The sequence below is a fragment of the Streptomyces sp. NPDC048566 genome (assembly GCF_043199735.1).
Classification (GTDB): domain Bacteria; phylum Actinomycetota; class Actinomycetes; order Streptomycetales; family Streptomycetaceae; genus Streptomyces.
In genome coordinates this window covers 56,537-82,399 of record NZ_JBICWL010000011.1, presented here as the reverse complement: position 1 = coordinate 82,399, position 25,863 = coordinate 56,537, and the positions used below count along the sequence as shown (strand labels likewise).

Genomic DNA, 25,863 nt, shown 5'->3' with positions numbered 1-25,863 from the left:
CTCCGGCCGTGGCCGGTGCCGGTCCGCGTCCGGCGGAGCGGATCAGTCGGGCAGCAGCCGGCCCCGTCGGGACAGCAGGAACTTCTTGAAGGCGGCCACCGGCGGGGTGTCGGGGTGGCCGTCCAGCCAGGCCACCCCGATCTCGCGGACGGCCCGCGGCGCGGTGACCGTCAGTTCGACGACTCCCGGCCGGGCGACGGCCGGCGGCGGCAGGAGGGCCACGCCGAGTCCGGCGGCGACGAGCCCGCGCAGCGTCTCCGCCTCCTCCCCCTCGAAGGCGATCCGCGGCCGGAACCCGGCCTGCCGGCAGAGGTCGTCGGTGATCCGGCGCATGCCGTAGCCGGGCTCCAGCGTCACGAAGGACTCGTCGGCGGCCTCGGCCAGACGCACCCGCCGACGGCCCGCCAGCCGGTGGTCGGCCGGTACGACGAGCCGCAGCTTCTGCTCGTCGAGCCGGCGGCCCACCAGGTCGGGCGCGTCCGGCACCGGCGAGGTCAGGCACAGGTCCAGTTCACCGGAGCGCAGCCGTTCCAGCATCGCCTCGCCGTAGTTCTGCACGAGGCTGAAGCGCACCCGGGGGTGGTCGGCGCGGAAGGCCCGCAGGAGGGCGGGCACCGTCTCGGAGCCCATGGTGTGCAGGAAACCGAACGCCACCTTCCCCGCGGCCGGATCGGCGTCGGCGCGGACCTCGTCGGCGGCCCGCTCGATTTCGGCCAGGGCCCGTTCCACCGAGGCCAGGAACGTACGGCCGGCCGGCGTGAGCGAGAGCGTACGGCCGCGGCGCGCGAACAGGTCGACGCCCAGGTCCTGTTCGAGCCGGACCAGCGACCGGGAGAGCGTGGACTGCGGCACCCGCGTCTCCTGCGCGGCCCGGGTGACGTGCTCGACGCGGGCGACGGCCGCGAAGTGCGCGAGCCGCGGGGCGAGCAGCGCCGCCGGGCCGACGGTGTCTTCCGTGTCACCGAACGGTGACACGTACCCCTCTGACCTCTGCTGATGCGCCATGGGAACGATTATGGCCAATCCATGCATTGGACGGATGAGTGACGCGTCCCTAGATTCGAGACATGCCTTCCGCCAGTACCGGGGCGTCCACCGCCGTGGCCGCCTCCTCCGCCGTCGCCGACCCCACCGACTCCCGCATGGCCCCCGGCGGGCCCGGCTACCGCCGGATGAGCTTCGCGCTCTTCCTCGCGGGCGTCGCGACCTTCGCGCTCCTCTACTCCACCCAGGCCCTCCTCCCCCTCGTCTCCGCCGACTTCGCGGCGAGCGCGAGCTCGGCCAGCTGGACGGTGTCGGCGGCGACCGGCGGGCTGGCGCTGTTCGTGCTGCCGATGAGCGCCCTGTCGGAGCGGTTCGGCCGCCGCACGGTGATGACCGCGTCCCTCGCGGTGGCGGTGACCGTCGGCCTGTTCGTGCCCTTCGCCCCGTCGGTCGGCGCGCTGGTGGCGCTGCGGGCGGTGCAGGGGGCGGCCCTCGCGGGACTCCCCGCCTCGGCGACGGCGTACCTGGCGGAGGAGGTCCGGCCGCAGGCGCTGGTCACCGCGATCGGCCTGTTCGTCGCGGGCAACAGCGTCGGCGGCATGAGCGGCCGGGTGATCACCGGCTGGGTCGCCCAGGAGTGGGGCTGGCGGGTCGCCGTCGGCGCGATCGGCCTGATCGCCGTGGCCTGCGCGGTGGCCTTCCGGATGCTGCTGCCCGCGCCCCGGCACTTCACGCGCGGGTCGCTGCGGCCCCGGGTGCTGGCCCGCACGGTGCGCGACCACCTCGCCAACCCGCTGCTGTGCCGGCTGTACGCCATCGGCGCGCTGTTCATGATGGTGTTCGGCGGCGTGTACACGGTCATCGGGTACCGCCTGACCGAGGCCCCCTTCTCGCTCCCCCAGGGCATCGTCGGCTCGATCTTCCTGGTCTACCTGGTCGGCACCGTGTCGGCGTCGACGGCGGGCCGCCTGGTCGGCCGGGTCGGCCGCCGCGGCTCCCTCTACCTGGCGGGCGGCACCACGACCGCCGGGCTGCTGCTCTCCCTCGGCGACTCCCTGGCCCTGGTCCTGCCGGGCCTGGTCCTGATCACCGCGGGCTTCTTCGCCGGCCACGCGGTGGCCTCCTCCTCGGTGAGCCGCACCGCGCAGCACGGGCGGGCCCAGGCGTCGGCCCTCTACCAGTCCGCCTACTACATCGGCTCCAGCGCGGGCAGCACGCTCGGCGCGGTCGCCTTCCACGCCGGGGGCTGGGCGGGCACGGTCGGCATGGGGCTGCTGGCGGTGCTGGGCGTCGTCTCCGTCACCCTGTTCGGTTCGCACGCGGCGCGCGTCGCGGCCCGCCGGGCGCCGGCCTACGCCCACTGACGGGCCGCCGGCGGCCCTCCCCCGCACCCGCGGGCGCCGCCGCGCGCGGGCCCACGCTCCCGGGCGCGCGGACCGGCCACCGTCACCACCCCTTCGAGCTGCGGGTTCTCCCGCTCGGCACGCCATTGTCAGTGCGCTGCGGTAGCTTCCGAAGGGTCGGCGCAACGACGCGCGGGACGAATACGGGCCACAGGGGTGGGTGGGCGATGAGCGAGGGCACGGCGACGACGGAGGACCTGGATGTCCGGCTGGAGAGGCACCGCGTCGAGCTGACCGGCTACTGCTACCGGATGCTCGGTTCGTCCTTCGAGGCGGAGGACGCGGTGCAGGACACGATGGTCCGCGCCTGGCGCGGCTACGACCGGTTCGAGGGCCGCTCCTCGCTGCGCTCCTGGCTGTACCGCATCGCCACGAACGTCTGCCTGGACATGCTGAACGCGGGCAACCGCCGCGCGCGCCCGATGGACCTCACCGCCCCGTCACCGCTCGCCCGGGCGGCGCTCACCCCGCGTCCGGACAACACCTGGCTGGAGCCGATGCCCGACGCCCGCGTGCTGCCCACGACCGCCGACCCGGCGGAGGCCGCGGTCGCCAAGGAGTCCGTGCGGCTCGCCTTCATGGCGGCGCTCCAGCAGCTCCCGCCCAAGCAGCGCGCCGTGCTCATCCTGCGCGAGGTCCTCGCGTGGCGGGCGAGCGAGGTCGCCGAACTGCTCGGCACCACGGTCGCGTCGGTCAACAGCGCGCTCCAGCGGGCGCGCGCCACCCTCGCGGAGAGCGCGGGCGAGGGCGCCGAGGCCGTCACCTCCGATCCGCTCGACGAGGAGCAGCAAAAGCTCCTGGACCGCTATGTCGCGGCGTTCGAGGGGTACGACATGACGGCCCTGACCGCGCTCCTGCACGAGGACGCGATCATGACGATGCCGCCGTTCGACCTGTGGCTGCGCGGCACCCCGGACATCACCGGCTTCATGACCACACTGGGCGCCTCCTGCGCCGGCTCGCGGCTGGTCCCGGTCGAGGTGAACGGCCTGCCGGGCTTCGCCCACTACAAGCCGGACGAGGAGGCCGGGGGGTACGTGCCCTGGGCGGTGCAGGCCCTGGAGATCTCAAAGGGCCGCATCACCGGGTTCCACTGCTTCCTCGACACCGCGCGGTGGTTCCCGCTGTTCGGGCTCCCGCCCCGTCTCGACGGGCCCAAGGAGGCCGCCGCGCTCGCCGCCTCCGGGGTCCGGGGCGCCGCGCACGAAGGTGTCGAAGCGGAGGCCGACCAGGTCGAGTAGGGCCCGCAGGGCGGGATCGGGGTCCTTCAGCCGTATCCGGCCCCCGGCCCGCCGGGCGGTGAGCTCCAGCCGGGCCAGCACCTCCACCGCGGCGAGTCCGGGCGGCCCGAGGCCCGCCACGTCGCAGACCACCACACCGCCCCCGGCCGCCTCCAGCCGGGCGCGCACGTCGGCGCAGAGCCGGGGCGCCTCGTCGCGGGTGACGAGTCCTGGCAGCACGAGTACGTCGGGGGTCGCGAAATCCACGGTCAGTAGACCTCACGGGTGCGCGGAACTCATCGGGGACGGCAACGGCGCCTCCCGGCGCCCCGGCGGGCGGGCCGGGCCCTCCCCGCACGGACCGCCTTGACCTGCGGCGAACGTTCCCCGTTGGGTTGGGTGCATGTCACATCAACCGGCGCCTGCCGCGATACCCGACGGCCTCCTTCCCGCCGGGGAGGCGCCGTGCAGGGGGTGTTGACGGGTTTCGCGGTGATCGCCGCGGTCGTGGGTGTCGGGTACGTCATCGGCCGGCGCGGCTACCTCGGCGACAGCGGCCGGGAGGTGCTGACGAAGCTCGCGTTCCATGTGGCCTCGCCCGCACTGCTGTTCACGACGCTCGCCGGGTCCGACCTGTCGGTGGTCTTCTCCGGCCGGCTGCTGGTGACGGCGATGAGCACGGCGGTCGCGGCCGGGGTGTTCGTCGCGGTGGGCGTCGTCCGCCGCTGGGGTACGGGCCGGACGACGATCGGCGCGCTCTGCTCCAGCTACGTCAACTCCGGGAACCTGGGCATCCCCATCGCCGTGTACGTGCTGGGTGACGCGTCCCTGGTGGCGCCGGTGCTGCTGTTCCAGCAGATCATGGTGACGCCGATCGCCCTGACCGTGCTCGACCTGTCCGGCGGGGGCGCGCGGGGGCCGCTGTGGCACCGGGCGCTCACTCCGCTGCGCAACCCCGTCGCGGTCGGCTCGCTGAGCGGGGTCGCGGTGTCGCTGTCCGGGCTGCGGCTGCCGGAGCCGGTCCTCGATCCGGTGCGGCTCATCGGCGGGATGTCGGTGCCGGCGGTGCTGCTGGCGTTCGGCATCTCGCTGTGCGGCGGCAGCCTGCCGGGGCGCGGCGCCGACCGGGCTCCGGTGCTGCTGTCGGTGGCCCTGAAGGCGGTGGGGCAGCCGCTGGCCGCCTGGGCCCTGGCCGTCGCCGTGCTCGGCCTGCACGGCGCCCCGCTCCTCGACGTGGTGGTCACCTCGGCCCTGCCCGCGGCGCAGAACCTGTTCACCTTCGCCTCCCGCTACGGCGTGGCCGAGACCCTGGCCCGCGAGTCGGTCCTGCTCTCGACGATCGCGGCGGTTCCGGTGCTCGTGCTGGTGGCGGCCCTGCTGGGCTGAGCGGGGGCCGCGCCCGCCCGCGACGGGACCGGCCCCCGGGGGCCGCTCGCCTCGCCCCGGCGAGGGCCCGGCACCGGCTCCCGCTGCTCCCCTCCCTCTCTCCCTCGCTCCGGCACGCGGAACGGGGCCGGCGGAGGTCCGCCGGCCCCGTTCATCCGCACGAGGAAGCCGCGGGTCAGGCGATGCGCTCCAGGACGACCGGAGACGCCGTGAAGTCCGTGCCGGCCGGGGCGATGTCGAAGGAACCCTCGGTCGCCGCGAGCGCGTAGTCGAAGCGGTCCGGGGTGTCGGTGTGCAGGGTGAACAGCGGCTGGCCCGCCGTCACCGGGTCGCCGGGCTTGGCGTGCAGCTCGACGCCGGCACCCGCCTGCACCGGGTCCTCCTTGCGGGCGCGTCCGGCACCGAGGCGCCAGGCGGCGACGCCGATGTCGTAGGCGTCGAGACGCGTCAGCACACCGGAGGCCGGGGCGGTGACGACGTGCTGCTCGCGGGCGACGGGCAGCGCGGCGTCCGGGTCGCCGCCCTGCGCGGAGATCATGCGGCGCCACACGTCCATCGCGGAGCCGTCGGCGAGCGCCTTCGCCGGGTCGGCGTCCTTCACGCCCGCCGCGTCCAGCATCTCGCGGGCCAGGGCGATGGTCAGCTCCACGACGTCGGCGGGGCCGCCGCCGGCCAGGACCTCGACCGACTCGCGGACCTCCAGGGCGTTGCCCGCGGTCAGGCCGAGAGGCGTGGACATGTCGGTGAGGAGCGCGACGGTTCTCACGCCGTGGTCGGTACCGAGGCCGACCATCGTGGAGGCCAGCTCGCGGGCGTCCTCGACGGTCTTCATGAAGGCGCCGGAGCCGACCTTCACGTCCAGGACCAGCGAACCGGTGCCCTCGGCGATCTTCTTGGACATGATCGAGGAGGCGATCAGCGGGATGGCCTCGACGGTGCCGGTGACGTCGCGCAGCGCGTAGAGCTTCTTGTCGGCGGGGGCGAGGCCGTCGCCGGCGGCGCAGATGACCGCGCCGGTGGTGTCGAGGACGTGCAGCATCTCCTCGTTGGACAGCAGCGCGCGCCAGCCGGGGATGGCCTCCAGCTTGTCCAGGGTGCCGCCGGTGTGGCCGAGGCCCCGTCCGGAGAGCTGCGGCACGGCGGCACCGCAGGCGGCGACCAGCGGGGCGAGCGGCAGGGTGATCTTGTCGCCGACGCCTCCCGTGGAGTGCTTGTCGGCGGTCGGGCGGGACAGGGACGAGAAGTCCATGCGCTCGCCCGAGGCGATCATCGCGGCCGTCCAGCGGGCGATCTCACGGCGGTTCATGCCGTTGAGCAGGATCGCCATGTTGAGGGCGGCCATCTGGTAGTCGGCGACCTCGCCGCGGGTGTAGGCGTCGATGACCCAGTCGATCTGGGCGTCGCTGAGCTCGGCGCGGTCCCGCTTGGTGCGGATGACGGAGACGGCGTCCGTGGACAAAGCCGACAGGGCGGACATGGCTTTCCTTCCGAAAGGTGAGCGGCCCCTCCCGGCGACGATCGGTCGCGGCGGGAGGGGCCGCACGGCGTTACTGGGTGAGGTGCTCCGGCCCGAAGGCCTGCGGCAGCATCTCGGAGAGGGGCAGGCGCCCGGCCGGCGTCTCCACCAGGAGACCGGGTCCGCCGAACTCGAACAGCAGCTGGCGGCAGCGACCGCACGGGACGAGGATCTCGCCCCGTCCGTCGACGCACGTGAAGTGCGTCAGCCGGCCGCCCCCGGTGTTGCGCAGCTCGGAGACCAGGCCGCACTCGGCGCACAGCGAGAGGCCGTAGGAGGCGTTCTCGACGTTGCAGCCGGAGACCGTGCGGCCGTCGTCGACGCGGGCGGCGGCGCCGACCGGGTAGCCCGAGTAGGGGGCGTAGGCGCGGTTCATCGCCGCGCGGGCCACCTCCCGGAGCTGCTCCCAGTCGACGTGCGCGGGTTCCGCGCCGGCGGGGGTCACTTGCCCTGCCCCTTGCGGTACGGCAGGCCGTCCGCCTTCGGCATGCGCAGGCGCTGGGCCGACAGCGACAGGACGAGCAGCGTGATGACGTACGGCGTGGCGGAGACGATCTGGTTGGGCACCTCGTTGGTGGAGGAGTACCAGAGGAAGACCAGCGCGCCGACGACCAGGGTGACGACCGCGGAGACGTACTTCTTCTTCACCGCGAGCCAGATCGCGCCGATGACCAGCAGGATCGCGCCGAGCAGCAGCAGCGCGTGGACGTTCGCCGAGCCGCCGCGCAGGTTCAGGCTGTCGGTGTAGCCGAACAGGCCCGCGCCCAGGGCGAGCCCGCCGGGCATCCAGTTGCCGAAGATCATCGCGGCGAGACCGATGTAACCGCGTCCGCTGGTCTGGCCCTCCAGGTAGAAGGGGTTGGCCACGATGGAGAGGAAGACGCCGCCGAGGCCGGCCAGACCGCCGGAGATGATCACGGCGAGGTACTTGTACTTGTAGACGTTCACACCGAGCGACTCGGCGGCGACCGGGTTCTCGCCGCAGGAGCGCAGCCGCAGGCCGAACGGGGTGCGCCACAGGACCCACCAGGTGCCGGGGATCAGGGCGATGGCGATCAGGGTCAGCCAGGAGACGTTGGTGACCAGGCCGCCGAGCAGGCCGGCGATGTCGGAGACGAAGAACCAGCCCTTGGAGTTCAGGGTGGTCAGCCAGTCGGAGAGGCCCGGCACCGTGAAGTGGCCGAGGGACTCGACCGGCGGGGACTGCTTGGCCGAACCGCCCTGCACGCCCTCGAAGGCGAGCGGGGAGAGATAGCGGGTGACGCCCAGCGCGAGGATGTTGATGGCCACACCGGAGACGATGTGGTTGACGTTGAAGGTCACCGTGATGATCGCGTGCAGCAGGCCGCCGAGGCAGCCGCCGACGATGCCGACCAGGACGCCGGTCCACGGACCCCACTGGTAGCCGGCCCAGGCGCCGAACCAGGTGCCGAGGATCATCATGCCTTCGAGGCCGATGTTGACGACGCCGGAGCGCTCGGCCCACAGACCGCCGAGGCCGGCCAGGCCGATGGGGACGGCCAGCTGGAGGGCGGTCGACATCTGGCTGACGTTGGTGATGCCGTTGGCGCCGGTGATGATGCGGACGATCGAGGTCAGCGCCAGGCCGCCCGCGATGACCAGCAGGACGACGGGGAGCGACATCCGGCGGCCGGTGGGAGCCGAGGGCCGCAGCGTCGGCTGGTTGACGTCGGTTGCGGTGGTCATCGGCCCGCCACCTCCTTCTGGGTGTTGTTGGCGCCGAGGGCGTGGCCCGCGGCGAGTTCCGCGCCGACGCGGCGCTGCTGGCGGCGCAGGCCCCACTCGCGCACCGCCTCGTAGGAGACGACGACGGCGATCACGATCAGGCCCTGCATGATGACCGCGATCTCCTTGTCGTACCCGTGGAAGTCGAGTTCGGGGGACGCCTTGTCCAGCCAGGCCCACAGCAGGGCCGCGAAGGCGATGCCGACGGGGCTGTTGCGGCCGAGCAGCGCGATGCCGATGCCGAGGAAACCGATGCCGGTGGGGAAGTTGAGGCTGTAGGTGTGGGTGTCGCCGAGGAGGATCGGCAGACCCGCGAGACCGGCGATGCCGCCGGAGACGAGCATGGCGGTGAGCACCATGCGCTTGGGGTCGACACCGCTGGCCGAGGCGGCGGACTCGGAGGCGCCGGAGGCGCGCAGGTCGAAGCCGAACCGGGTGCGGTTGAGGACGATCCAGTAGCCGATGCCGAGGACGGCCGCGAGGATGACGAGCCCGTAGATCTCGCCGGCGTCCCCCATGCCGAAGCCGGGGACCCAGCCGGACTTGTTCATCTCGCCGGTGGTGTTGTTGTTGCCGAGCTTGACTCCGAAGACGTCGGGCAGCCACAGGTAGGCGATGACCGAGGTCGCGATCGCGTTGAGCATGATCGTCGCGACGACCTCGCTGACCCCTCGGGTGACCTTGAGGAAACCGGCGATGCCGGCCCAGAAGGCGCCGGTGCAGACGGCGGTCAGGATCAGCAGCGGCACCTGGAGCGCGGCCGGCAGCGCGACGTGCGCGCCGACGATCGCGGCCATCATGGCGGCGAGCTGGTACTGGCCGTCGACACCGATGTTGAACAGGTTCATCCGGAAGCCGATGGCCACCGCCAGCGCCGCGATGTAGTAGAGCGACGCCTGGTTGATGATCAGGACCTGGATGTCGGAGTACGTCGCCTGCTGGAACATCAGCGTGTACGGCTCGAACGGGTTCTTGCCGGAGGCGAGCAGCACGACGGAGGTCAGTGCCACGGCCACGACGAGCGCGATGACCGGTCCGGCCACCCCGAGGAGCAGGCGCTCCTTGTCGAACTTCTTCATCAGCGGGCCTCGTCTTCCGGGGCGTCCGGTGTGTCGGTGGGCTGGGCGGGCTCGGCCTGGTCGGCGAGCTCCTCGTTCTCCAGGTGGCCGGAGGCGGCGCCGGTCATGGCCGAGCCGAGCTCCTCCGGGGTGATCGTGGCGGGGTCGGCGTCGGCGACCAGCTTGCCGTTGTAGATCACCCGGAGCGTGTCGGACAGGCCGATCAGCTCGTCCAGGTCCGCGGAGATCAGCAGGACGGCGAGTCCCTCGCGGCGCGCCTCGCGGATCTGGTCCCAGATCTGGGCCTGCGCGCCGACGTCCACGCCGCGGGTGGGGTGGGCGGCGATGAGGAACTTCGGCTTGTGGCTCATCTCGCGGCCGACGATCAGCTTCTGCTGGTTGCCGCCGGACAGCGACGCGGCGGTCACCTCGATGCCGGGCGTGCGCACGTCGTACTGCTCGACGATACGGCGGGTGTCCTGCTGGGCGCCCTTGATGTCGAGCCAGATGCCCTTGGCGTTGGGCTTCTCGGTGACGTGGCCGAGGATGCGGTTCTCCCAGAGCGGTGCCTCCAGGAGCAGGCCGTGGCGGTGGCGGTCCTCGGGGATGTAGCCGATGCCGCCCTCGCGCCGCCGGCGGGTCGACCAGGAGGTGATGTCGCCGCCCGCGAAGCGGACGACCCCGGAGTCGGCGGCCTTCAGCCCGATCAGGGCGTCGATGAGTTCGGTCTGGCCGTTGCCCTCGACCCCGGCGATGCCCATGACCTCGCCGGCGTGGATGGTGAAGGAGACGTGGTCGAGGACGAGCCGGACGGCGCCGCGCTCCACCTCGTCCATCAGCAGGCTCGCCGAGCCCTTGCCGAGCGAGACCGAGCCCTTGGCGAGCACGGTCAGGTCCTCGACCTCGATCACGGCCCTGTCGGTGACCGTCGACTCGGAGGTCTCCGGGGTGGGCAGCTCGCTGCCGACCATCAGCTCGGCGAGCTGGCGGGGGGTCGTCTCGGACGGGACGGCGGTGCCGACGGTCGTGCCGCGCCGGATGACGGTGATGTCGTCGGCGACGGAGAGGACCTCGCCCAGCTTGTGCGAGATGAAGATGACCGACAGGCCCTCGGACTTGAGTTCGCGCAGGTTGTCGAAGAGCGCGTCGACCTCCTGCGGCACCAGGACCGCGGTCGGCTCGTCCAGGATCAGGATGCGGGCGCCGCGGTAGAGGACCTTGAGGATCTCCACGCGCTGGCGGTCGGCGACGCCGAGCTCCTCGACCAGGACGTCGGGGCGCACCCCGAGGCCGTAGCGCTCGGAGATCTCCACGATCTTGCGGCGGGCCCTGCCGCCGATGCCGTACAGCTTCTCGCTGCCGAGCACGACGTTCTCGAGGACGGTGAGGTTGTCGGCCAGCATGAAGTGCTGGTGGACCATGCCGATGCCGCGGGCGATGGCGTCGGCGGGCGACGAGAAGGCGACCTGCTCGCCGCCGACCGCGATGGTGCCCTCGTCCGGCCGCTGCATGCCGTAGAGGATCTTCATCAGCGTCGACTTGCCGGCGCCGTTCTCGCCGACCAGGGCGTGCACGGTGCCCCGGCGGACGCTGAGATGGATGTCGTGGTTGGCCACGACACCGGGGAACCGCTTGGTGATCCCGGCGAGCTCGACGGCGGTCGCCCGACCGTCGACCGCGTCGGCCGGAGGGCTGCTGGACGCGTTGATGGCGCACTCTCCTGAGGGAAAGGGGGTCGTCTACGCGCGTAGCGCCCCTACGGCAACGAAAGGGGTCACGCGCCGCGGGCACGGGACGCGGGGAGCCGGACTCCCCGCGTCCCGCCGCACGGACGTGACCCCACGGTTACCAAGCGGATCCGGGGCGGGACGGGCGTCCGCGCGCACCTGACGGCGCGCCGTGCCCGACCCTTCCCGGGACCGCATTGGCTGCTCCTGAGGTCTTGCTCGTCAGCTGGACTTGACCTTGATCTCGCCGCTGATGATCTTCTCCTGGGCCGCCTTGACGGCGTCCTGGATCGCGGTGTTGCTCTTGAAGGCGGGGTTGGAATCGGCCAGACCGACCTCACCCGACTTGAGATCGCCCCGTACGATACCGCTCTCGGGCTTGCCGTCCTCGACCGACTTCGCCACGTTGTAGACCGCCTTGGCGACGTCCTTGGTCGCGGAGGTCAGGATCGAGTCCTTGTACTTGGCGAGCGCCTCCTGCTGGTACTGGTCGGAGTCGACGCCGATCGCCCAGACCTTCTTGGCGGAGGCGGCCTCGATGACACCCTGACCGGACAGGCCGGCCGCCGCGTAGACGACGTCGGCCTTCTTCTCGATCTGGCCCTCGGCGGCCGTCTTGCCCTTGTCCGGGCTGGAGAAGCCACCCTCCTGGGCGGTCTGCGTCAGGTACTGCGAGAGGACCTTCACGCTCGGCTTGGTGTCCTTGACGCCCTGCTCGAAGCCCGCCTCGAACTTGTGGATCAGCGGGACGTCCACACCGCCCACGAAGCCGACGGTGTTCGTCTTGGTGGCCTTGGCGGCGGCGACGCCGGCGAGGTAGGAGGCCTCCTGCTCGGAGAAGACCAGGTCCGCGACGTTCTTCGCCGTCACGGTGGCGTCGTCGACGATGCCGAAGGTGGTCTTCGGGTACTTGGCGGCGGCGGCCTTCACGGCCGGGCCGTAGGCGTAGCCGATGCCGACGACCGGGTTGTAGCCCTGCTTGGCCAGCGAGACCAGGCGCTGCTCCTTGTCGGCGTCCGTCTCGCCGTCGGTGGGCTCGACGTCGGCGGTGTCGTACTTGAACTCCGCCTTCGCCTTCTTCAGGCCCTCGAACGCGGCGTCGTTGAAGGACTGGTCGCCCTTGCCGCCGACGTCGTAGGCGATGGCGAGGCCCTTGTCGCCCTTGTCGTCCGAGGACGAGCTGGAGGTCGACGTACCGCCGCAGGCGGAGAGGGCGAGTGCGAGAGAGGCGGTCGCAGTACCTGCGAGCGCGATGCGGGTGACCCGGCGCATTCCTTGAGCTCCTGTCGTACAAGCGCCTGACGGTTCAGCTTCGGCGCTGGCTTCGCCGCAGATTAACGCGCGTAGACCAACGAGAAAACCCCTTCTGTCCACCTTGTTATCCGGCTGTGCCCGACGACACCCGCCGAGGCGTCCGGGGCTTGCCGACCGCAAAGCCGCGGTGGCTATGGGTGACCCCCACGGCGCACGACGGAGCGGGCGGGCACCGGTGGTGCCCGCCCGCTCGCGGTGTCATGCGTCCGCTCCGGGTGCCGGACGGGCGGCGGCCTCACGGCCCGCCGCGCCCACCCGGCCTCCGGGAGTGGTCAGGAGGTCTTGACCTTGATGGAGCCGTCGACGATGGCGGCCTTGGCCTTGGCCACCGCGTCGGTCAGGCCCGGGATCTCCGCCATCTTCGGGTTGCTGTCGGCGAGGCCGACGCCGTTGACCTTGAGGTCGAAGGTCTGCGTCCCGGTCAGCGGCTTGTCGTCGTGGACCGACTTGGCCAGGGTGTAGACGGCACCGCCGACGTCCTTGAGGGCGGAGGTCAGGATGGCGTCCTTGTACTTGGCGAGCGCCTCCTGCTTGTACTGGTCGGAGTCGACGCCGATGGCGTACTTGCCGGCCTTCGAGGCGGCCTCGATGACGCCCTGACCGGACAGGCCGGCCGCGGCGTAGATGACGTCGGCGCCCTTCTCGATCTGGCCCTCGGCGGCGGCCTTGCCCTTGTCGGGGCTGGAGAAGCCGCCCTCCTCGGCGGTCTGCGTCAGGTACTGCGAGAGGACCTTCACGCTCGGCTTGGTGTCCTTGACGCCCTGCGTGTAGCCCGCCTCGAACTTGTGGATCAGCGGGACGTCCACACCGCCCACGAAGCCGACCGTGTTCGACTTGGTGGCCTTGGCCGCCGCGACACCGGCGAGGTAGGAGGCCTCCTGCTCGGCGAAGACCAGGGAGGCGACGTTGTCGCCCTCGACTACCGAGTCCACGATGCCGAAGGTCGTCTTCGGGTACTTCTTGGCGACGGCCTCCAGCGCGGGACCGTAGGCGAAGCCGATACCGATCACCGGGTTGTAGCCCTGCTTGGCCAGCGACGACAGGCGCTGCTCCTTGTCGGCGTCCGTCTCGCCGTCGGTGGGCTCGATGTCGGCCGTCTTGTAGCCGAACTCCTTCTTCGCCTTCTCCAGACCGGAGAACGCGGCGTCGTTGAAGGACTGGTCGCCCTTGCCGCCGACGTCGTAGGCGATGGCGAGGCCCTTGGCGTCCTTGCTGCTGTCGCTGCTGCCGCTGTCGTTGCTGGTGCCGCCGCAGGCCGTGGCGGCGAGTGCGAGCGACGCGACCCCCACCGCGACGCGGGTCAGGCTGGCTATCCGACGCATCTGAAGCTCCCCATTCTCCAAAGCCCCGCAGTGGGTGCTGAGTTCGGCGCACATTAACGCGCGTAGACCATCCAGGGAACGGGGTTCCGCGTGGCCGTTATCCATTCGTGCCGATGGCCGGTTACGTCCTTGTGAACCACGGGATCGAAAGGGGCGTTTGGGGACGCGGGGCCCGTCCAGACCGTCACGCTGCGTGCCCGCGGGGGCGCCCAACGTGGCGGAACGACCGGGTCCGCTCCCCGGAGCGACCGTTGACGTGTGAGGTTTGCGGATGACAAAGCGCCACGTCGTGGCGTGGCGGGCACCACGCTACGACGGGGAGCCGCGGGGCGCGACCGGAGTCACCCGGACGCACCCCGGCGGCCGGCCCGCGGTCAGACCGGCCGGTCCAGCAGCGCGGCGGCGGTGAACATCTCCACGCCCACCGTGATCGCGTGCTCGTCCGCGTCGAAGTCGCCCCGGTGCAGGTCACGGGTGGTGCGGTCACCCGGGGTGCGGACCCCGAGGCGGGCCATGGCACCCGGCACGTGCTCCAGGTACCAGGAGAAGTCCTCGCCGCCGAGGCTCTGCTCGGTGTCCTCGATGGAGTGCGCGCCCCGCCGCGCCGCCATCGCCTCGCGCAGCAGCTCGGTGACCTGCGGGTCGTTCACGACCGGGGGGACGCCCCGGATGTAGTTGATCTCCGACTTGGCGCGGTAGAGGCCCGCGATCTCGTCGATCGCCGCGTGCACGAGGTCGGGCGCGGCCCGCCAGGCGTCGAGGTCCAGGCAGCGCACGGTGCCGGACAGCTCGGCGTGCTGCGGGATCACGTTGCAGGCGTGGCCCGACTCGATGCGCCCCCAGGTGACCGCGAGTCCGCTGCGGGCGTCCACCCGCTTGCCGACCAGCGCCGGCACGTCGGTCACCACGCGTGCGGCGGCGGTGACCAGGTCCGTGGTCAGGTGGGGGCGCGCGGTGTGCCCGCCGGCGCCGTCCAGGGAGACTTCGAGCCGGTCGCACGCCGAGGTGATGGCGCCGTGCCGCAGCCCGATACGCCCCGCGTCCACCTTGGGGTCGCAGTGCACGCCGACGATCCGGCCGACACCGTCGAGCACCCCGGAGTCGATGGCGTCCGGGGCGCCGCCGGGCAGCACCTCCTCCGCGGGCTGGAAGATCAGCCGCACCGGACGGGCCAGCAGGCCCTGGGCGTGCAGACCGGCGAGGACCAGGCCGGCGCCGAGCACGACCGTGGTGTGCACGTCGTGACCGCAGGCGTGGGCGCGGTCGGGGACCGTGGAGCGGTACGCGCAGTCGCTCTTGGTGTCCGGGATGGGCAGCGCGTCGATGTCGGCGCGCAGGGCCAGCCGGGGGCGTACGTCGTCCGGGTCTCCGATGTCGCAGATGAGGCCGGTCCCGATGGCGAGGACGCGCGGCGCGAGACCCGCCTGCTCCAGGCGCGCCTTGATCGCCGCGGTGGTGCGGAACTCCTGGTTGCCGAGCTCGGGGTGCATGTGCAAGTCGCGACGGAACGCCACGAGTTCGGCGCGCAGTGCCTCGGGCAGCGCGCCGGGGAGCAACGGTTCCCCGGGGAGATCGGCCTCGGACTCTCGGGACATCAGTTGGTTCACCCTTTGAAGGGTAGGGCGATCGGGCGGCCAACTAACCCACGATCAACAAAAGTTCAGCCCCTTAGGGGAAGAAAATCTGGCCGCGCGGCGCATAGCTGTCATCGGGGATGGGTAAACTCGCCCGGCTCTCCGGGCGTTTGGATCGCGGACCGGACTGGTGACCGGCTGTGATCCGACTCGGCCGGGGATCGCCCGCCGATCCGTACGGAGAACGCCCGGCACGCCCGGGCCCATTCCCGTACCTGGTCTCCACGGTCTCACACGGACGCGGCCGATCTCCGGAGGTGCGGTCGAGCCGCGATCGAGCCGTCACACAGGGTCACGAGCCGGGTGCGGGGCGCCCGGGGGTCCGGTGCGGAGGTCCGGCGCGGGGCGCCGGGGTCCGGTACCGGCCGGTCGGACCGGCCGGGTCCCGTGCACGGACCTGCTCCCCCGCCGGGACGGCCACCGTGCCGGTCGGTGCGTACGAGGGGGTGTGCGCCGCCGGTGGACGGGGCGGCGAACGCGGGGCCGGCGGGACGGGGCCGGGCGGGACCGGTGATGGGCCCGGGCGGGGATGTCCGGCGAGTCCCTCAAGCGGCCGTGCCCGGTGCCCGGTGCCGCGGTGGAGGGTGGGTGGGGGTTCAGGCCGTCGAGACCGCCGAGAGCCGGTGGGCGCCGCGGGCGGTTCCGGTGACGCCCGAGAGGAAGCCCTGGGCGCGGGGCGAGGCGTGCTCCGTGAGCCAGGCCGGGTCGATGTCGCAGACCGCGACCCGGACCTCGGTTCCGGCGAGGGCCAGCGGCAGCGTGTGCACGACCGTCGACGGGAAGCTCAGGATCGTCCGGCCGATGGGGCCGCGGCGGGCGATCAGTTCCAGCGGCAGGTCGGGACGGACGATCTCCAGACCCGTCTCCGCCGCCAGCCGGTGCAGCTTGTCGGTGCTCTCGCGCCGGTGGGCGAAGTAGCGGTTCGCCCCGTGCGCCGCGGCGAGGGCGCGGACCGCTTCCAGATAGCGGTCCGGGTCGACCACGCCCGTCTCGACGAGCGAGGTCCCGACCAGGTCCGCGCCCCGGGTGATGCGCGGCGGCCCGAACCGGGCGCGGGTCCAGGCGAACGTGTTCGCGGTGATCCGGACGCCGTCCGGTGCGGCGTCGATCGGCATCGAGGAGAAGACCTCGACGGTCCGGCGGCCGGACGGGGTGAGGCGGCGGCGGGCCGCGCCGGACACCGGGGCGAAGAGCACGTCCCGGGGACCGGGCCGGCCGCCGCGCCGGTGCCAGCGCACCAGCCGCTCGCCACCCGCCAGTTGGGCCACGAACTCCATCGTCGCCGTGCCGTCGTCCACCACGACCAGGTCCTGCGCCCGGGTGATGGTCAGCAGCAGTTGCACGTACCGGGAGAAGGGGTCCCCCATCACGATCCGCCGGGCGCGGCGCAGCATCGGCGCCAGTCCCCCGATGGTGTGGAAGGGGGCGGTGGTGCCGCCGCGCGCCTCCTCCCAGCGGACCGTGTGACCCTCGTCGCGGGCCAGCTCGGCCATGCGGCGGAGCTGGCCACGCGTCATCGGGTCGTTGGGCGAGAGGACGACGAGGGTGAACCCCGCGCCGGGTGCCGCGGCGTCGTGGGCCTGGGTGTGCGCCCACTCCAGCACGTTCAGGAGCTGTACCGGGCTCTCCACGAAGGCGAGCGTGTGGGAGCCGGTGGAGCCGGTGCGGGGGCTCATCGTCGTAGGACCGTCCCGTCGTCAGGAGGTGGGGGTGCTCAGACCGAGACGGGCTCGCCCGCGGCCGCGGCGATCTCGGCCTCGGCGACGACGCCCGGGACGCGGCGCAGCTTCTTCATCGGGCCGAGCTCCGACTCGTAGACCTTCTTGACGCCGTCGCCGAGGGAGGCCTCGATGGTGCGGATGTCGCGGACGAGGCGGGTGAGGCCCTGCGGCTCGACGGAGGCGGCCTGGTCGGAGCCCCACATCGCGCGGTCGAGGGTGATGTGGCGCTCGACGAAGGCGGCGCCGAGGGCGACCGCGGCGAGCGTGGTCTGGAGGCCCGTCTCGTGGCCGGAGTAGCCGATCGGGACGTTGGGGTACTCGGCCTGGAGGGTGTTGATGACGCGGAGGTTGAGCTCCTCGGCCACCGACGGGTAGGTCGACGTGGCGTGGCACATCAGGATGTTGTCGCTGCCGAGGACCTCGACCGCGTGGCGGATCTGCTTCGGCGTCGACATGCCGGTGGAGAGGATGACCGTGCGGCCGGTGGCGCGCAGGGCGCGCAGCAGCTCGTCGTCGGTGAGCGAGGCGGAGGCGACCTTGTGGGCCGGCACGTCGAACTTCTCCAGGAAGGCGACGGCCTCGGTGTCCCACGGGGAGGCGAACCAGTCGATGTTCTTGCTCTTGGCGTACTCGTCGATCTGCCGGTACTCGTCCTCGCCGAACTCCACGCGGTGGCGGTAGTCGATGTAGGTCATGCGGCCCCAGGGGGTGTCGCGCTCGATGTCCCACTGGTCGCGCGGGGTGCAGATCTCCGGGGTGCGCTTCTGGAACTTCACGGCGTCGCAGCCGGCGTCGGCGGCGGCGTCGATCAGCTTGAAGGCGTTCTCCAGCTCGCCGTTGTGGTTGATGCCGATCTCACCCACGACGTAGACAGGGTGGCCCGGACCGGCGGTCTTCGAACCGAAGCTGCGCAGACGGGAGTTGCTCATGATCAGACGTTCCTTAACTGTCGAGGGAGTCGAGAGAGGGGCCGAGGATCCAGCTGGCGATCTCTCGGATCGCGCCGTCACCGCCGGGGACGGTGGTGACCGCGCGTGCGGCGCCGCGCACGACGTCGTGGGCGCTCGCGACCGCGACCGGCCAGCCCACGAGGGCGAGGCACGGGAGGTCGTTGACGTCGTTGCCGACGTAGAGCACGCGCTCGGGCGCGATGCCCTGTTCCTCGCACCACTGCTTCAGTGCGAGGTCTTTCCGGTCGATGCCGTGCAGGACCGGGATCTTGAGCTTCCGGGCCCGGGCGGCGACGACCGGGTTCTGTTCCGTGGACAGGATCAGCATCGTCAGTCCGCTCCTGCGGAGCGCGGCGATGCCGAGGCCGTCCCCGCGGTGCACGGAGACGAACTCCCGTCCGTCGGAGTCGATCAGCACCCGGTCGTCGGTCTGGGTGCCGTCGAAGTCGAGGACGACCGCGTCGATGTCGGCGGCGGTCGGGAGGGCGCCGGGCCGGTTCGCGTCGAGGAGCGGCGCGAGGGCCCGGGCGCGGGCGAGGTCGTGCGGGTCGTCGATCTCCAGCACGCGGGCCGGGTCGGTGCGCACCAGGTCGGTGCGGCCGAAGAAGCGGTGCCGGGCGGCGCGGAAGCCGGTGGCCTCCATCGCGTAGACGGCGCCGGTCTCCAGCAGGTCCTGGGGGCGGTCCTGGCGGCGCGGCCGGAAGGACTTGTCGTGGTTGACGCCGTAGCCGCCGCCGACGGCGGTGCCGGCCAGGAGGGTGTCGGTGCCTCCGCCGGCCGCCGTGCGCCCGCCGTCGGCGGCCGGCGGCGCGGCCGGTGCGTCGTCGGCGTCGCGCCACACGAAGCCGTGGAAGGGGGCGACGGTCAGCGCTGTGTCCGCGCCGTCCGCGAGGACCGCGCCCGCCACGCCGTCGACGTCCTCGCGGACGATGAACGGGCTGGTGCACTGGACGAGCAGCACCACGTCGACCGGGGAGCCGTGCAGCGCCTCGTGGGCGTCCATGGCGTGCAGGACGGCGGCCTCGGAGGTGGCGGTGTCGCCGGCGATGGCGGCGGGCCGGATCACGACCTCGGCGCCGGCCTGGCGGGCGGCCGCGGCGATGGCCTGGTCGTCGGTGGAGACCACCACGTCCGTCACCAGGCGGGCGGCGCGGCATTCGCGCACCGCGCGGGCCACCAGCGGGACGCCGCCGACCGGGAGGAGGTTCTTCGCGGGCACGCCCTTGGAGCCGCCGCGCGCGGGGATCACCGCGAGCACGCGGCGCACCGGCGGGGCGTGGCCCGCTTCCGAGTTGGTCATGCGCTGTTCTCCTTGACGGGAGGCGGGGGAGGCGGGGGCTACGGGGCGCCGGGCGCCGCCGGGTTCGGGGGCGGTCACAGGTCGCCCATCCGCCGGATCACCGGGGCGACGCGCTGGACGCCGTGGCGGTAGGCGCCGCGGGCGGCCCGGCGCACGATCTGCCGCACGGGGCTGGGCTCCCGGTCCGCCGCGGGGGCGCCGGGCAGCGGGCTGCCGTCCGGGGCGAGGTGGTGGCGGGCGAGGATGCCGGGCAGGTAGCCGGGCGCGGTGGCGGGGGTGTAGTAGGGGGCCAGCGGCGGCAGCCGGTCCGCCGTCAGCAGCCCGGTGATGCGCTCGCGGGCCGTGTCGAAGGCCCGCTCGTAGGCGCCGCCTTCGGCCGCGACGCCCTGCCGGGCGACCCAGTCCGCGTCGGCCGCCGGGCGGTGGCCCGCGTCGAGCAGGTCCCAGGAGGCGAGGCAGCCGGAGCCCACGAAGTGGTGGTTGCCGAGCGCCTCGCGCACCCCGAGGTCGGTGAGGACCACGGTGGGGATGCGCCGGTGCAGGGACTCCAGGGCGGCCGTCGAGCTGATGGTGACCAGCAGGTCGGTGCGGTCCAGGACCTCGCCCATGTGTCCGTACACGAGGCGGAAGTTGGCCGGCGGGTCCGCCTTCTGCACCAGCTTCTGGTAGGGCAGTTCCTCGATGTGGGTGGTGTGCTCGCCCGGCCTGGAGCGCAGCTTGAGCAGCACCTCGCGGTCGGGGTGCAGCCGCGCGTGCCGGATCAGCCGGCCGAGCAGGTACGTGCGGTCCCGGCGGTTGTCGGGTACGGAGGGCTGGGCCGCGAAGACGACCGTGTACGGGTCGTTGCCGGTATGGGCGGCCCCGCCGAGGAAGGGCAGCGCGACCTCGGTCACCGACCCGGCGTCGGCGCCGACCCCCGCGTACACGTCCCGGAAGCGGTCGGCGTCCTGGCGGGAGTTGGCGAGGACCAGGTCCGCGCCGTGCCGCAGCAGCAGCCCGTCGGCGAGCTTCTCGTAGACGACGCCGACGTAGCCGGTGACGACCGGGGGCCGCTTCGCCCGGCCGGCCCAGGCGCGGGCCAGACCGTGCAGCACCGCCTGCACGGCACCGCCGACCAGGGCGAGGACGACCACGTCGTAGGCGTGGTCGTCGCGGCCCAGCTCGCGCAGGAACTCGACGGCGGTGACCTCGCGGAGGGAGTCCGCTCGGACGCCGACCTCGTCGAGCTGGCGGGCGGTCGGGGTGGCACGGCCCCGCAGGAGGAATCCGTCGAGGCGGACGTCCGACCCGGCCGGGGCGATGCGGTTCGCGGTGAGCGAGCCCCATTTCCACCGGGTGTCGGAATCCGCGAGGACGGCGACTCGCAGGGACTTCGTGGTACTTGCTGGCACGTCCCAGACGCTAGGAACCCATTTCGAGGAGCGGCCCAACCGGAATCCAACAAATGGTTAACAGCACACCGACGAACGGCGAATCCGCCCGTGAAAGGCCGGGAAAACGATGCGGTTAACGGTTCCGCCACGCGTCGTTCACCTGGTATCCCACCAACGGTCAAGACGAATGCCGGGCCGCCGCCTAACGTCACAGGGGTGGTCAAGCTCTCCGTCATCGTGCCGTTCTACAACGTGCAGCAATACGCGCCAGACACCCTGAAGAGCCTGCGTGCGAACGCGCGGCAGGACTTCGAATTCATTCTCGTCGACGACTGCTCGCGCGACGAGACTCCGGACATTCTCGCGCGCGCGGAGCGCGAGCTCCCGGGTGCGGTGTATGTCAGACACGAGAAGAACGGAGGACTGGCCACCGCGCGGAACACCGGGATCGACCGAGCGCGGGGCGAGTACCTCACGTTCCTCGACGGGGACGACTGGCTCGCCCCCGGTTACTACGAACAACTCCTGGCCTCCATCGAGGACCTGGGCTGCGATTTCGTGCGCACGGACCACGTCCAGTGCACGGCGCGGGCCCGCACGGTCCACCGCGTCCCGCACGGGCGCCGGGGCGTCGTGCTGAATCCGCGCGACGCGATCCTGCCCGCCGATCGCTCCACCTCCGTCGACTACGCCTACGCCTGGGCGGGCGTCTACCACCGCCGGCTGGTCGACCGCGGGCTGCTGCACTTCACCGACGGGCTGCGCACCGCCGAGGACCGGCCGTGGATCTGGAAGCTCCACCGGGAGGCCGAGTCCTTCGCCACGGTGGGCCTGCTCGGGGTCTTCTACCGGCGGGGGGTCGCCTCCTCGCTCACCCAGATCGGCGACGTGCGCCAACTGGACTTCCTGCGCGCCTTCGACCAGGTGGTGGCGGAAACCGCCGGGGACCGGGACGCCGCACGACTCCTGCCCAAGGCCGTGCGCACGTATTGCGCGATCATCTCCCATCACCTGGGATCCATCGAAAGGTTCGAGCCGGCGGTGGCACGGAAACTGAAGTCCATGAGCGCCGGTGCGCTGCGGCGCATGCCGCAGGACGTGCTCGACGAGGCCCTGGACTCCATGGACGTCCAGCGCGCGACCCGGTTGCGCCGGCTGCGCCGCCGCCCGGCGCCCGCCTCGGGGGTGGCCGCGTGACCACCCAGATCTTCATGGCGTCCACGCTGTACGGCACGGCCACCCTCGCCGCGGCCCTGGACAGCGACGCCTTCGGCCCCGCCGACCGGCGCATCCTGCTCCTCTCCAACAACGCCGCGACACCCGAGACGACGCCGGGCGTGGACGAGATGCCCGGCTTCGAGCGGCTGCGCGGCCGGTTCGACGAGGTCGTCTCCTGGAACGAGACCATCTCGCCGTTCCACCCGGGAGGTTGGGCCCCGCGCCCCGACGACGTCCCGCTGTGGGAGCGGCACCTGCGGCTCGCGTGGAACCTCGGCGAGGACGACGTGGAGCTGGCCGTGGAGTCGATCCAGGTCAACCCGGCGCTCGGCGTCGCCCAGATCTTCCTGGGCGCCCCCGTCACCGTCTACGCCGACGGCCTGATGAGCTACGGCCCCACCCGCAACAAGATCGACCCGCTGGTCGGCACCCGGGTGACCCGGCTGCTCCACCTGGACCTGGTCCCCGGCCTCGCGCCGCTGCTGCTCACGGAGTTCGGCGTCGCGCCCGAGATCGTGCCGACGGACGCGTTCGTGAAGGTCCTGGCCGAACTGGTGGACACCGGCGACGCGCTGCCCGCGGCGGACGAGCCGGCGCTGCTGCTCGGCCAGTACCTGTCCGCCCTCGGCATCCTCACCGCCGAGGAGGAGGAGGACCTGCACGTGCGGATGCTGAGGGGCGCCGTCGCCCTCGGTCACCGGCGCGTGGTGTTCAAGCCGCACCCGACCGCGCCGGCCCGCTGGTCGCGCCGACTGGAGCGGGAGGCCGAGACGCTCGGCGCGGAACTCGCGGTGGTCGACACCCCGGTGCTCGCCGAGGTGCTCTACCAGCGGATGCGTCCGGCCCTGGTGGTGGGCTGCTTCTCCACGGCGCTGCTCACGGCGTCCGCGCTGTACGGCCTGCCCGTCGCCCGGGTGGGCACCGGCACGCTGCTGGACCGGCTCACCCCGTACGAGAACAGCAACCGCGTCCCCGTCACCATCGTCGACGCCCTGCTGCCCGAGCTGTCGGACCGGGCCGCGGTGGCGGAGCAGCGGCCCGGCACGGACGCCGCGGAACTGACGAGGCTCCTGCGGGCGGTGGGGTTCGCGATGCAGCCCAAGATCTACCCGGAGCTGCGTCCGGTGGCCGAGGGCTACCTGACCCGGCATCTGGACCAGCACGTGTGGCGCTACTTCAAGCGCAGGCGCCTCACCTCGCTGGCGCTGCCGGGCGCGGTCCCGGCCCAGCTCGCCTTCATCCCGCGCAACGCGACGGTCCGGCGGGTCGCGCGCAGGGCGCGTTCGCTGAGGCGGGCCGTGGGGCGCTGAGGCTCCGGCGGCGGGCCGGGGTCCGGAACCGGGCAGGGGGCCCGGGGGCGGTGGTGCCCGTGCGGGCGGCAGGGGGCGGGGAGCGGCCGGAGGCGGTCGCTCCCCGCCCCCTGCCGCCCGCTCCGCCGGTCGGGCGTGCCCGGTCGGCGGTGTGCCCCGGCTTCGGCGCGCGCGGCCCCGCCCGCGCCGCGCTCCGGCGCCCCGGGTCGGCATCACCCGGGACCCGGCGACCGCCGCGTGCCGTCGGACCGGTCCGAGCGGCGCGACACCGCGGCGGTCTCCGCGGGGGGTCGGCGGCCCGGGTGGTCGACGCCATGACCGAGCGCCGCCCTCCGGTCCTCGTCGAGCCGTTTCGCCGGTGCACGGGCCCTGGGCGCGGCGTCGGCGGACCCCGGGCCGAGGACGGCGCTCCCCGCCACCCGCCGCCGGCCGGCCTGCGCCCTCCGCACACCGCTGCGCGGGCCTCACCCGAAGGTGCTCCGCGTGCCGACGGGTGTTCGGCACGGTTGCCGACCGGTGGGCGACATGCGGCTTTTCGGACGTGTCGTCAACGCCGTGGCATCGCACAGGTGAACGTCTGTCGGCAGGTCGGCGAACCGGCCCCGCAAGGGCGCAGGCATCGCCGACTATCGGACTAACGTGCTGGGGCCAGCCGAGTCCCACCGAGGGGAACCCAGTGATCGACACGCCCGAGGAGGCCCGCGCGACGTCGACCGGCACCGCGGTCCGCACGGCGCCGCCTCCGGCCGCCACGCCCGCCGCACCGCGGCCCGCCGGCCGCCGGGAGAACCGGCTGCGCGCACTCGACGGACTGCGGCTGATCGCGGCGCTGATGGTGGCGTGCTACCACTACGGCGGCCGGGACGGCGAGATCACCCGGGCCTGGGGCAGCTCGCCCAAGCAGCAGTTCCCCACCCTGCACCACCTGTTCGCCTACGGCTGCCTCGGTGTGCAGGTCTTCTTCGTGATCAGCGGCTTCGTCATCTGCATGAGCGGCTGGGGCCGCCCCCTGCGGTCCTTCTTCGCCTCCCGCGCCTCGCGGCTGCTGCCCGCGTACTGGGCCGCCGTCGTCATCGTGACGGCGGTCTTCGCCCTGCCCGCCGTCGCCTACAAGGCGGTCGCGCCGAGCGACGCGCTGCTCAACCTGACGATGCTCCAGCAGCCCCTGGGCGTCGACCGGGTGCTCGGTGTCTGCTGGACCCTGTGGGCGGAGGTCCGCTTCTACGCCCTCTTCGCCCTGTGCATCGTGCTGCCCGGGGCCAACCGGCAGCGGGTGATCCTGTTCTGCGCCGGCTGGACCCTGGCGGCGGCCGTCGCGCAGGGCGTGGACGAGCCGCTCCTGACGATGGTGCTGATGCCGGAGTACGCGCCCTACTTCATCGGCGGCGTCGGCCTCTACCTCGTGCACCGCGACCACCGCGACGCCCACGCCTGGGGCATCGTGGGCGTGAGCTGGCTGATCGGTCAGCACTACGCCGTCCAGCGGCTCTGGCACGCCCCGAACCCGCAGTTCTTCTCCGACCGCTCGGCCGTCGGCATCATCCTCGTCGTCACCCTGGGATACGCCGCCGTCGCCGCGATCGCGCTGGGGAGGCTGAGCTGGGCGAACTGGCGCTGGCTGACGGTCGCGGGGGCGCTGACCTACCCCTTCTACCTGGTCCACGAGCACCTGGGCTGGGTCGTCGTCGAGGCGTACCACCGGACCCTGCACCTGCCGTCCTCGGCCACGTTCCTCGCGACGGTGGCGACGATGCTGGTGCTGGCCTGGCTGCTGAACCGCTGCGTGGAGGACCGGCTCACGCCGCGGCTGCGCACGGCCCTCACCCGGGGCCGCCCCCGGCCGACCCCTCGGTGACACCGGCGCGGCCGGCATCGGGGCGCGCGCCCCGGCGCCGGCCGCGTGCGGCGGTCCGGGTCCGGGAGGCGGCGCCTCAGGCGCTCGCGAGCGTGAGCTTCACCGCGAAGCCGAGGAACAGGGCGCCCGCGGCCGTGGTGGCCCCGGCGGAGAGGCGCCGTCGGCGGCGGAAGGCCGCGGCGAGCCGTGTCCCGCTGAAGATCAGCGCGGTCAGGTAGAGGAAGCTCGCCAGTTGGGCGAAGGCGCCGAGCACGACGAAGGAGAGCGCCGGGTGCGCGTATCCGGGGTCGACGAACTGCACGAAGAAGGCGACGAAGAAGAGGATCGCCTTCGGGTTGAAGAGGCTGATCACCACCGCTCTGCGGAACGGCCGCTCGCCGGCCGCCGGTTCGCTCTCCGCACTCTGCGCGGCGGGCTCCCGGCGGGCCCGCCACATCGTCCGGGCGGCGCGCAGCATGCCGATCGCCAGCCACGTCAGATAGCCGGCGCCCGCGTACTTCACGATCCCGAACAGCACGGCGTTCGCCTGGAGCAGCGAGGCCACACCGGCCGCCGACAGCGTCATCAGCACGGTGTCCCCGCACCAGACCCCCGCGGCGGCCTTGTATCCCGTGCGGACCCCCTTCCGGGCGGCGACCGAGAGCACGTACAGCGAGTTCGGCCCCGGCAACAGGACAATCAGCACAAGCCCCGCCAGATAGGTGGGGAGATCGATGACGCCAACCATGAGAGGGAGTGTCGCACGCGCCCGCGACAGCGCGGGGGCCCGTCTCACCGCCGGGCGGGCCCGGCCCGACCGGGCCCCGGCAGGTCCGTCTCCGCCGGC

General features: G+C 72.7%; 20 protein-coding genes and 1 pseudogene. 6 read left to right on the top strand and 15 right to left on the bottom strand.

Annotation, left to right across the window (positions count from 1 at the left end; translation table 11 throughout):
- Positions 1–42: 42 nt before the first annotated feature.
- The gene (locus ACGFS9_RS18800; RefSeq protein ID WP_393254490.1) at positions 43–1,005 is read right to left on the bottom strand and encodes a LysR family transcriptional regulator; all 963 of its coding nucleotides are present in this window, start codon (positions 1,003–1,005) and stop codon (positions 43–45) included.
- 62 nt (positions 1,006–1,067) lie between these two features.
- Here ACGFS9_RS18800 and ACGFS9_RS18795 point away from each other — a divergent pair, with 62 nt between their 5' ends.
- Together ACGFS9_RS18795 and ACGFS9_RS18790 are read left to right on the top strand one after the other, a co-directional pair.
- Entirely contained in the window at positions 1,068–2,348 is a 1,281-nt protein-coding gene (locus ACGFS9_RS18795) for an MFS transporter (RefSeq protein ID WP_393254488.1), read from the top strand.
- 206 nt (positions 2,349–2,554) lie between these two features.
- Positions 2,555–3,628, top strand: coding sequence for a sigma-70 family RNA polymerase sigma factor (locus ACGFS9_RS18790; protein WP_393254486.1), 1,074 nt, complete (start codon positions 2,555–2,557; stop codon positions 3,626–3,628).
- Here ACGFS9_RS18790 and ACGFS9_RS18785 read toward each other — a convergent pair.
- Positions 3,602–3,874 (bottom strand): annotated as a pseudogene (locus ACGFS9_RS18785) (STAS domain-containing protein); the annotation flags it as partial. The gene ACGFS9_RS18790 and the pseudogene ACGFS9_RS18785 overlap by 27 nt on opposite strands.
- A 198-nt stretch (positions 3,875–4,072) precedes the next feature.
- On the opposite strand from ACGFS9_RS18785, the gene ACGFS9_RS18780 reads away from it, so the two are divergent.
- The gene (locus ACGFS9_RS18780) at positions 4,073–4,993 is read left to right on the top strand and encodes an AEC family transporter (RefSeq protein ID WP_393254485.1); all 921 of its coding nucleotides are present in this window, start codon (positions 4,073–4,075) and stop codon (positions 4,991–4,993) included.
- A 175-nt stretch (positions 4,994–5,168) separates the two neighbouring features.
- Here the strand turns inward: ACGFS9_RS18780 and ACGFS9_RS18775 are convergent, their stop codons facing one another.
- The 12 genes from ACGFS9_RS18775 to ACGFS9_RS18720 form a co-directional block, all read right to left on the bottom strand.
- Positions 5,169–6,452, bottom strand: a complete 1,284-nt coding sequence (locus ACGFS9_RS18775; protein WP_393254663.1) for a thymidine phosphorylase — start codon at positions 6,450–6,452, stop codon at positions 5,169–5,171.
- An 88-nt stretch (positions 6,453–6,540) separates the two neighbouring features.
- Complete coding sequence (locus ACGFS9_RS18770) at positions 6,541–6,954, bottom strand: cytidine deaminase (protein WP_393254483.1); 414 nt, start codon at positions 6,952–6,954, stop codon at positions 6,541–6,543.
- Positions 6,951–8,216, bottom strand: a complete 1,266-nt coding sequence (locus ACGFS9_RS18765) for an ABC transporter permease (RefSeq protein ID WP_393254481.1) — start codon at positions 8,214–8,216, stop codon at positions 6,951–6,953. Before ACGFS9_RS18765 ends, ACGFS9_RS18770 begins: the two co-directional genes overlap by 4 nt.
- Positions 8,213–9,334 carry an ABC transporter permease gene (locus tag ACGFS9_RS18760; RefSeq protein WP_393254479.1) on the bottom strand — a complete coding sequence of 374 codons (1,122 nt, stop codon included), beginning with the start codon at positions 9,332–9,334 and terminating at the stop codon, positions 8,213–8,215. The genes ACGFS9_RS18765 and ACGFS9_RS18760 overlap by 4 nt, the downstream gene beginning before the upstream one ends.
- On the bottom strand, positions 9,334–11,022 hold the full coding sequence (locus tag ACGFS9_RS18755; protein WP_393254662.1) for an ABC transporter ATP-binding protein: 1,689 nt from the start codon (positions 11,020–11,022) through the stop codon (positions 9,334–9,336). Before ACGFS9_RS18755 ends, ACGFS9_RS18760 begins: the two co-directional genes overlap by 1 nt.
- Before the next feature lie 240 nt (positions 11,023–11,262).
- Entirely contained in the window at positions 11,263–12,312 is a 1,050-nt protein-coding gene (locus ACGFS9_RS18750; protein WP_393254478.1) for a BMP family protein, read from the bottom strand.
- A gap of 314 nt (positions 12,313–12,626) precedes the next feature.
- Positions 12,627–13,676 carry a BMP family protein gene (locus tag ACGFS9_RS18745; protein ID WP_393254476.1) on the bottom strand — a complete coding sequence of 350 codons (1,050 nt, stop codon included), beginning with the start codon at positions 13,674–13,676 and terminating at the stop codon, positions 12,627–12,629.
- A 374-nt stretch (positions 13,677–14,050) separates the two neighbouring features.
- The gene (locus ACGFS9_RS18740) at positions 14,051–15,271 is read right to left on the bottom strand and encodes an amidohydrolase (RefSeq protein WP_393254661.1); all 1,221 of its coding nucleotides are present in this window, start codon (positions 15,269–15,271) and stop codon (positions 14,051–14,053) included.
- A gap of 635 nt (positions 15,272–15,906) precedes the next feature.
- Positions 15,907–16,986, bottom strand: a complete 1,080-nt coding sequence (locus tag ACGFS9_RS18735; protein ID WP_393254474.1) for a hypothetical protein — start codon at positions 16,984–16,986, stop codon at positions 15,907–15,909.
- Positions 16,987–17,024: 38 nt separating this feature from the next.
- Positions 17,025–17,963: an N-acetylneuraminate synthase family protein gene (locus ACGFS9_RS18730; protein WP_393254659.1), complete on the bottom strand. Its 939-nt coding sequence runs from the start codon at positions 17,961–17,963 to the stop codon at positions 17,025–17,027.
- Between the two features lie 10 nt (positions 17,964–17,973).
- The gene (locus ACGFS9_RS18725) at positions 17,974–19,281 is read right to left on the bottom strand and encodes a cytidylyltransferase domain-containing protein (RefSeq protein WP_393254472.1); all 1,308 of its coding nucleotides are present in this window, start codon (positions 19,279–19,281) and stop codon (positions 17,974–17,976) included.
- A gap of 74 nt (positions 19,282–19,355) precedes the next feature.
- Entirely contained in the window at positions 19,356–20,672 is a 1,317-nt protein-coding gene (locus ACGFS9_RS18720; protein ID WP_393254471.1) for a DUF6716 putative glycosyltransferase, read from the bottom strand.
- A gap of 198 nt (positions 20,673–20,870) precedes the next feature.
- Between ACGFS9_RS18720 and ACGFS9_RS18715 the strand changes: the two genes are divergently transcribed.
- From ACGFS9_RS18715 to ACGFS9_RS18705, 3 genes are all read left to right on the top strand, one after another.
- Positions 20,871–21,851, top strand: a complete 981-nt coding sequence (locus ACGFS9_RS18715; protein WP_393254469.1) for a glycosyltransferase family 2 protein — start codon at positions 20,871–20,873, stop codon at positions 21,849–21,851.
- Positions 21,848–23,182, top strand: a complete 1,335-nt coding sequence (locus ACGFS9_RS18710; protein WP_393254468.1) for an alpha-2,8-polysialyltransferase family protein — start codon at positions 21,848–21,850, stop codon at positions 23,180–23,182. The genes ACGFS9_RS18715 and ACGFS9_RS18710 overlap by 4 nt, the downstream gene beginning before the upstream one ends.
- A gap of 676 nt (positions 23,183–23,858) precedes the next feature.
- On the top strand, positions 23,859–25,037 hold the full coding sequence (locus ACGFS9_RS18705; RefSeq protein ID WP_393254466.1) for an acyltransferase family protein: 1,179 nt from the start codon (positions 23,859–23,861) through the stop codon (positions 25,035–25,037).
- Between the two features lie 76 nt (positions 25,038–25,113).
- On the opposite strand, the gene leuE is transcribed toward ACGFS9_RS18705, so the two are convergent.
- On the bottom strand, positions 25,114–25,764 hold the full coding sequence (leuE, locus tag ACGFS9_RS18700) for a leucine efflux protein LeuE (RefSeq protein WP_393254464.1): 651 nt from the start codon (positions 25,762–25,764) through the stop codon (positions 25,114–25,116).
- Between the last annotated feature and the right edge of the window lie 99 nt (positions 25,765–25,863).

Excerpts from the sequence above, each read along its gene's own strand:
- ACGFS9_RS18800 (WP_393254490.1), bottom strand. The coding sequence starts at position 1,005 with ATGGCGCATCAGCAGAGGTCAGAGGGGTACGTGTCACCGTTCGGTGAC.
- ACGFS9_RS18795 (WP_393254488.1), top strand. The coding sequence starts at position 1,068 with ATGCCTTCCGCCAGTACCGGGGCGTCCACCGCCGTGGCCGCCTCCTCC.
- ACGFS9_RS18790 (WP_393254486.1), top strand. The coding sequence starts at position 2,555 with ATGAGCGAGGGCACGGCGACGACGGAGGACCTGGATGTCCGGCTGGAG.
- ACGFS9_RS18765 (WP_393254481.1), bottom strand. The coding sequence starts at position 8,216 with ATGACCACCGCAACCGACGTCAACCAGCCGACGCTGCGGCCCTCGGCT.
- ACGFS9_RS18760 (WP_393254479.1), bottom strand. The coding sequence starts at position 9,334 with ATGAAGAAGTTCGACAAGGAGCGCCTGCTCCTCGGGGTGGCCGGACCG.
- ACGFS9_RS18750 (WP_393254478.1), bottom strand. The coding sequence starts at position 12,312 with ATGCGCCGGGTCACCCGCATCGCGCTCGCAGGTACTGCGACCGCCTCT.
- ACGFS9_RS18745 (WP_393254476.1), bottom strand. The coding sequence starts at position 13,676 with ATGCGTCGGATAGCCAGCCTGACCCGCGTCGCGGTGGGGGTCGCGTCG.
- ACGFS9_RS18740 (WP_393254661.1), bottom strand. The coding sequence starts at position 15,271 with ATGTCCCGAGAGTCCGAGGCCGATCTCCCCGGGGAACCGTTGCTCCCC.
- ACGFS9_RS18735 (WP_393254474.1), bottom strand. The coding sequence starts at position 16,986 with ATGAGCCCCCGCACCGGCTCCACCGGCTCCCACACGCTCGCCTTCGTG.
- ACGFS9_RS18725 (WP_393254472.1), bottom strand. The coding sequence starts at position 19,281 with ATGACCAACTCGGAAGCGGGCCACGCCCCGCCGGTGCGCCGCGTGCTC.
- leuE (WP_393254464.1), bottom strand. The coding sequence starts at position 25,764 with ATGGTTGGCGTCATCGATCTCCCCACCTATCTGGCGGGGCTTGTGCTG.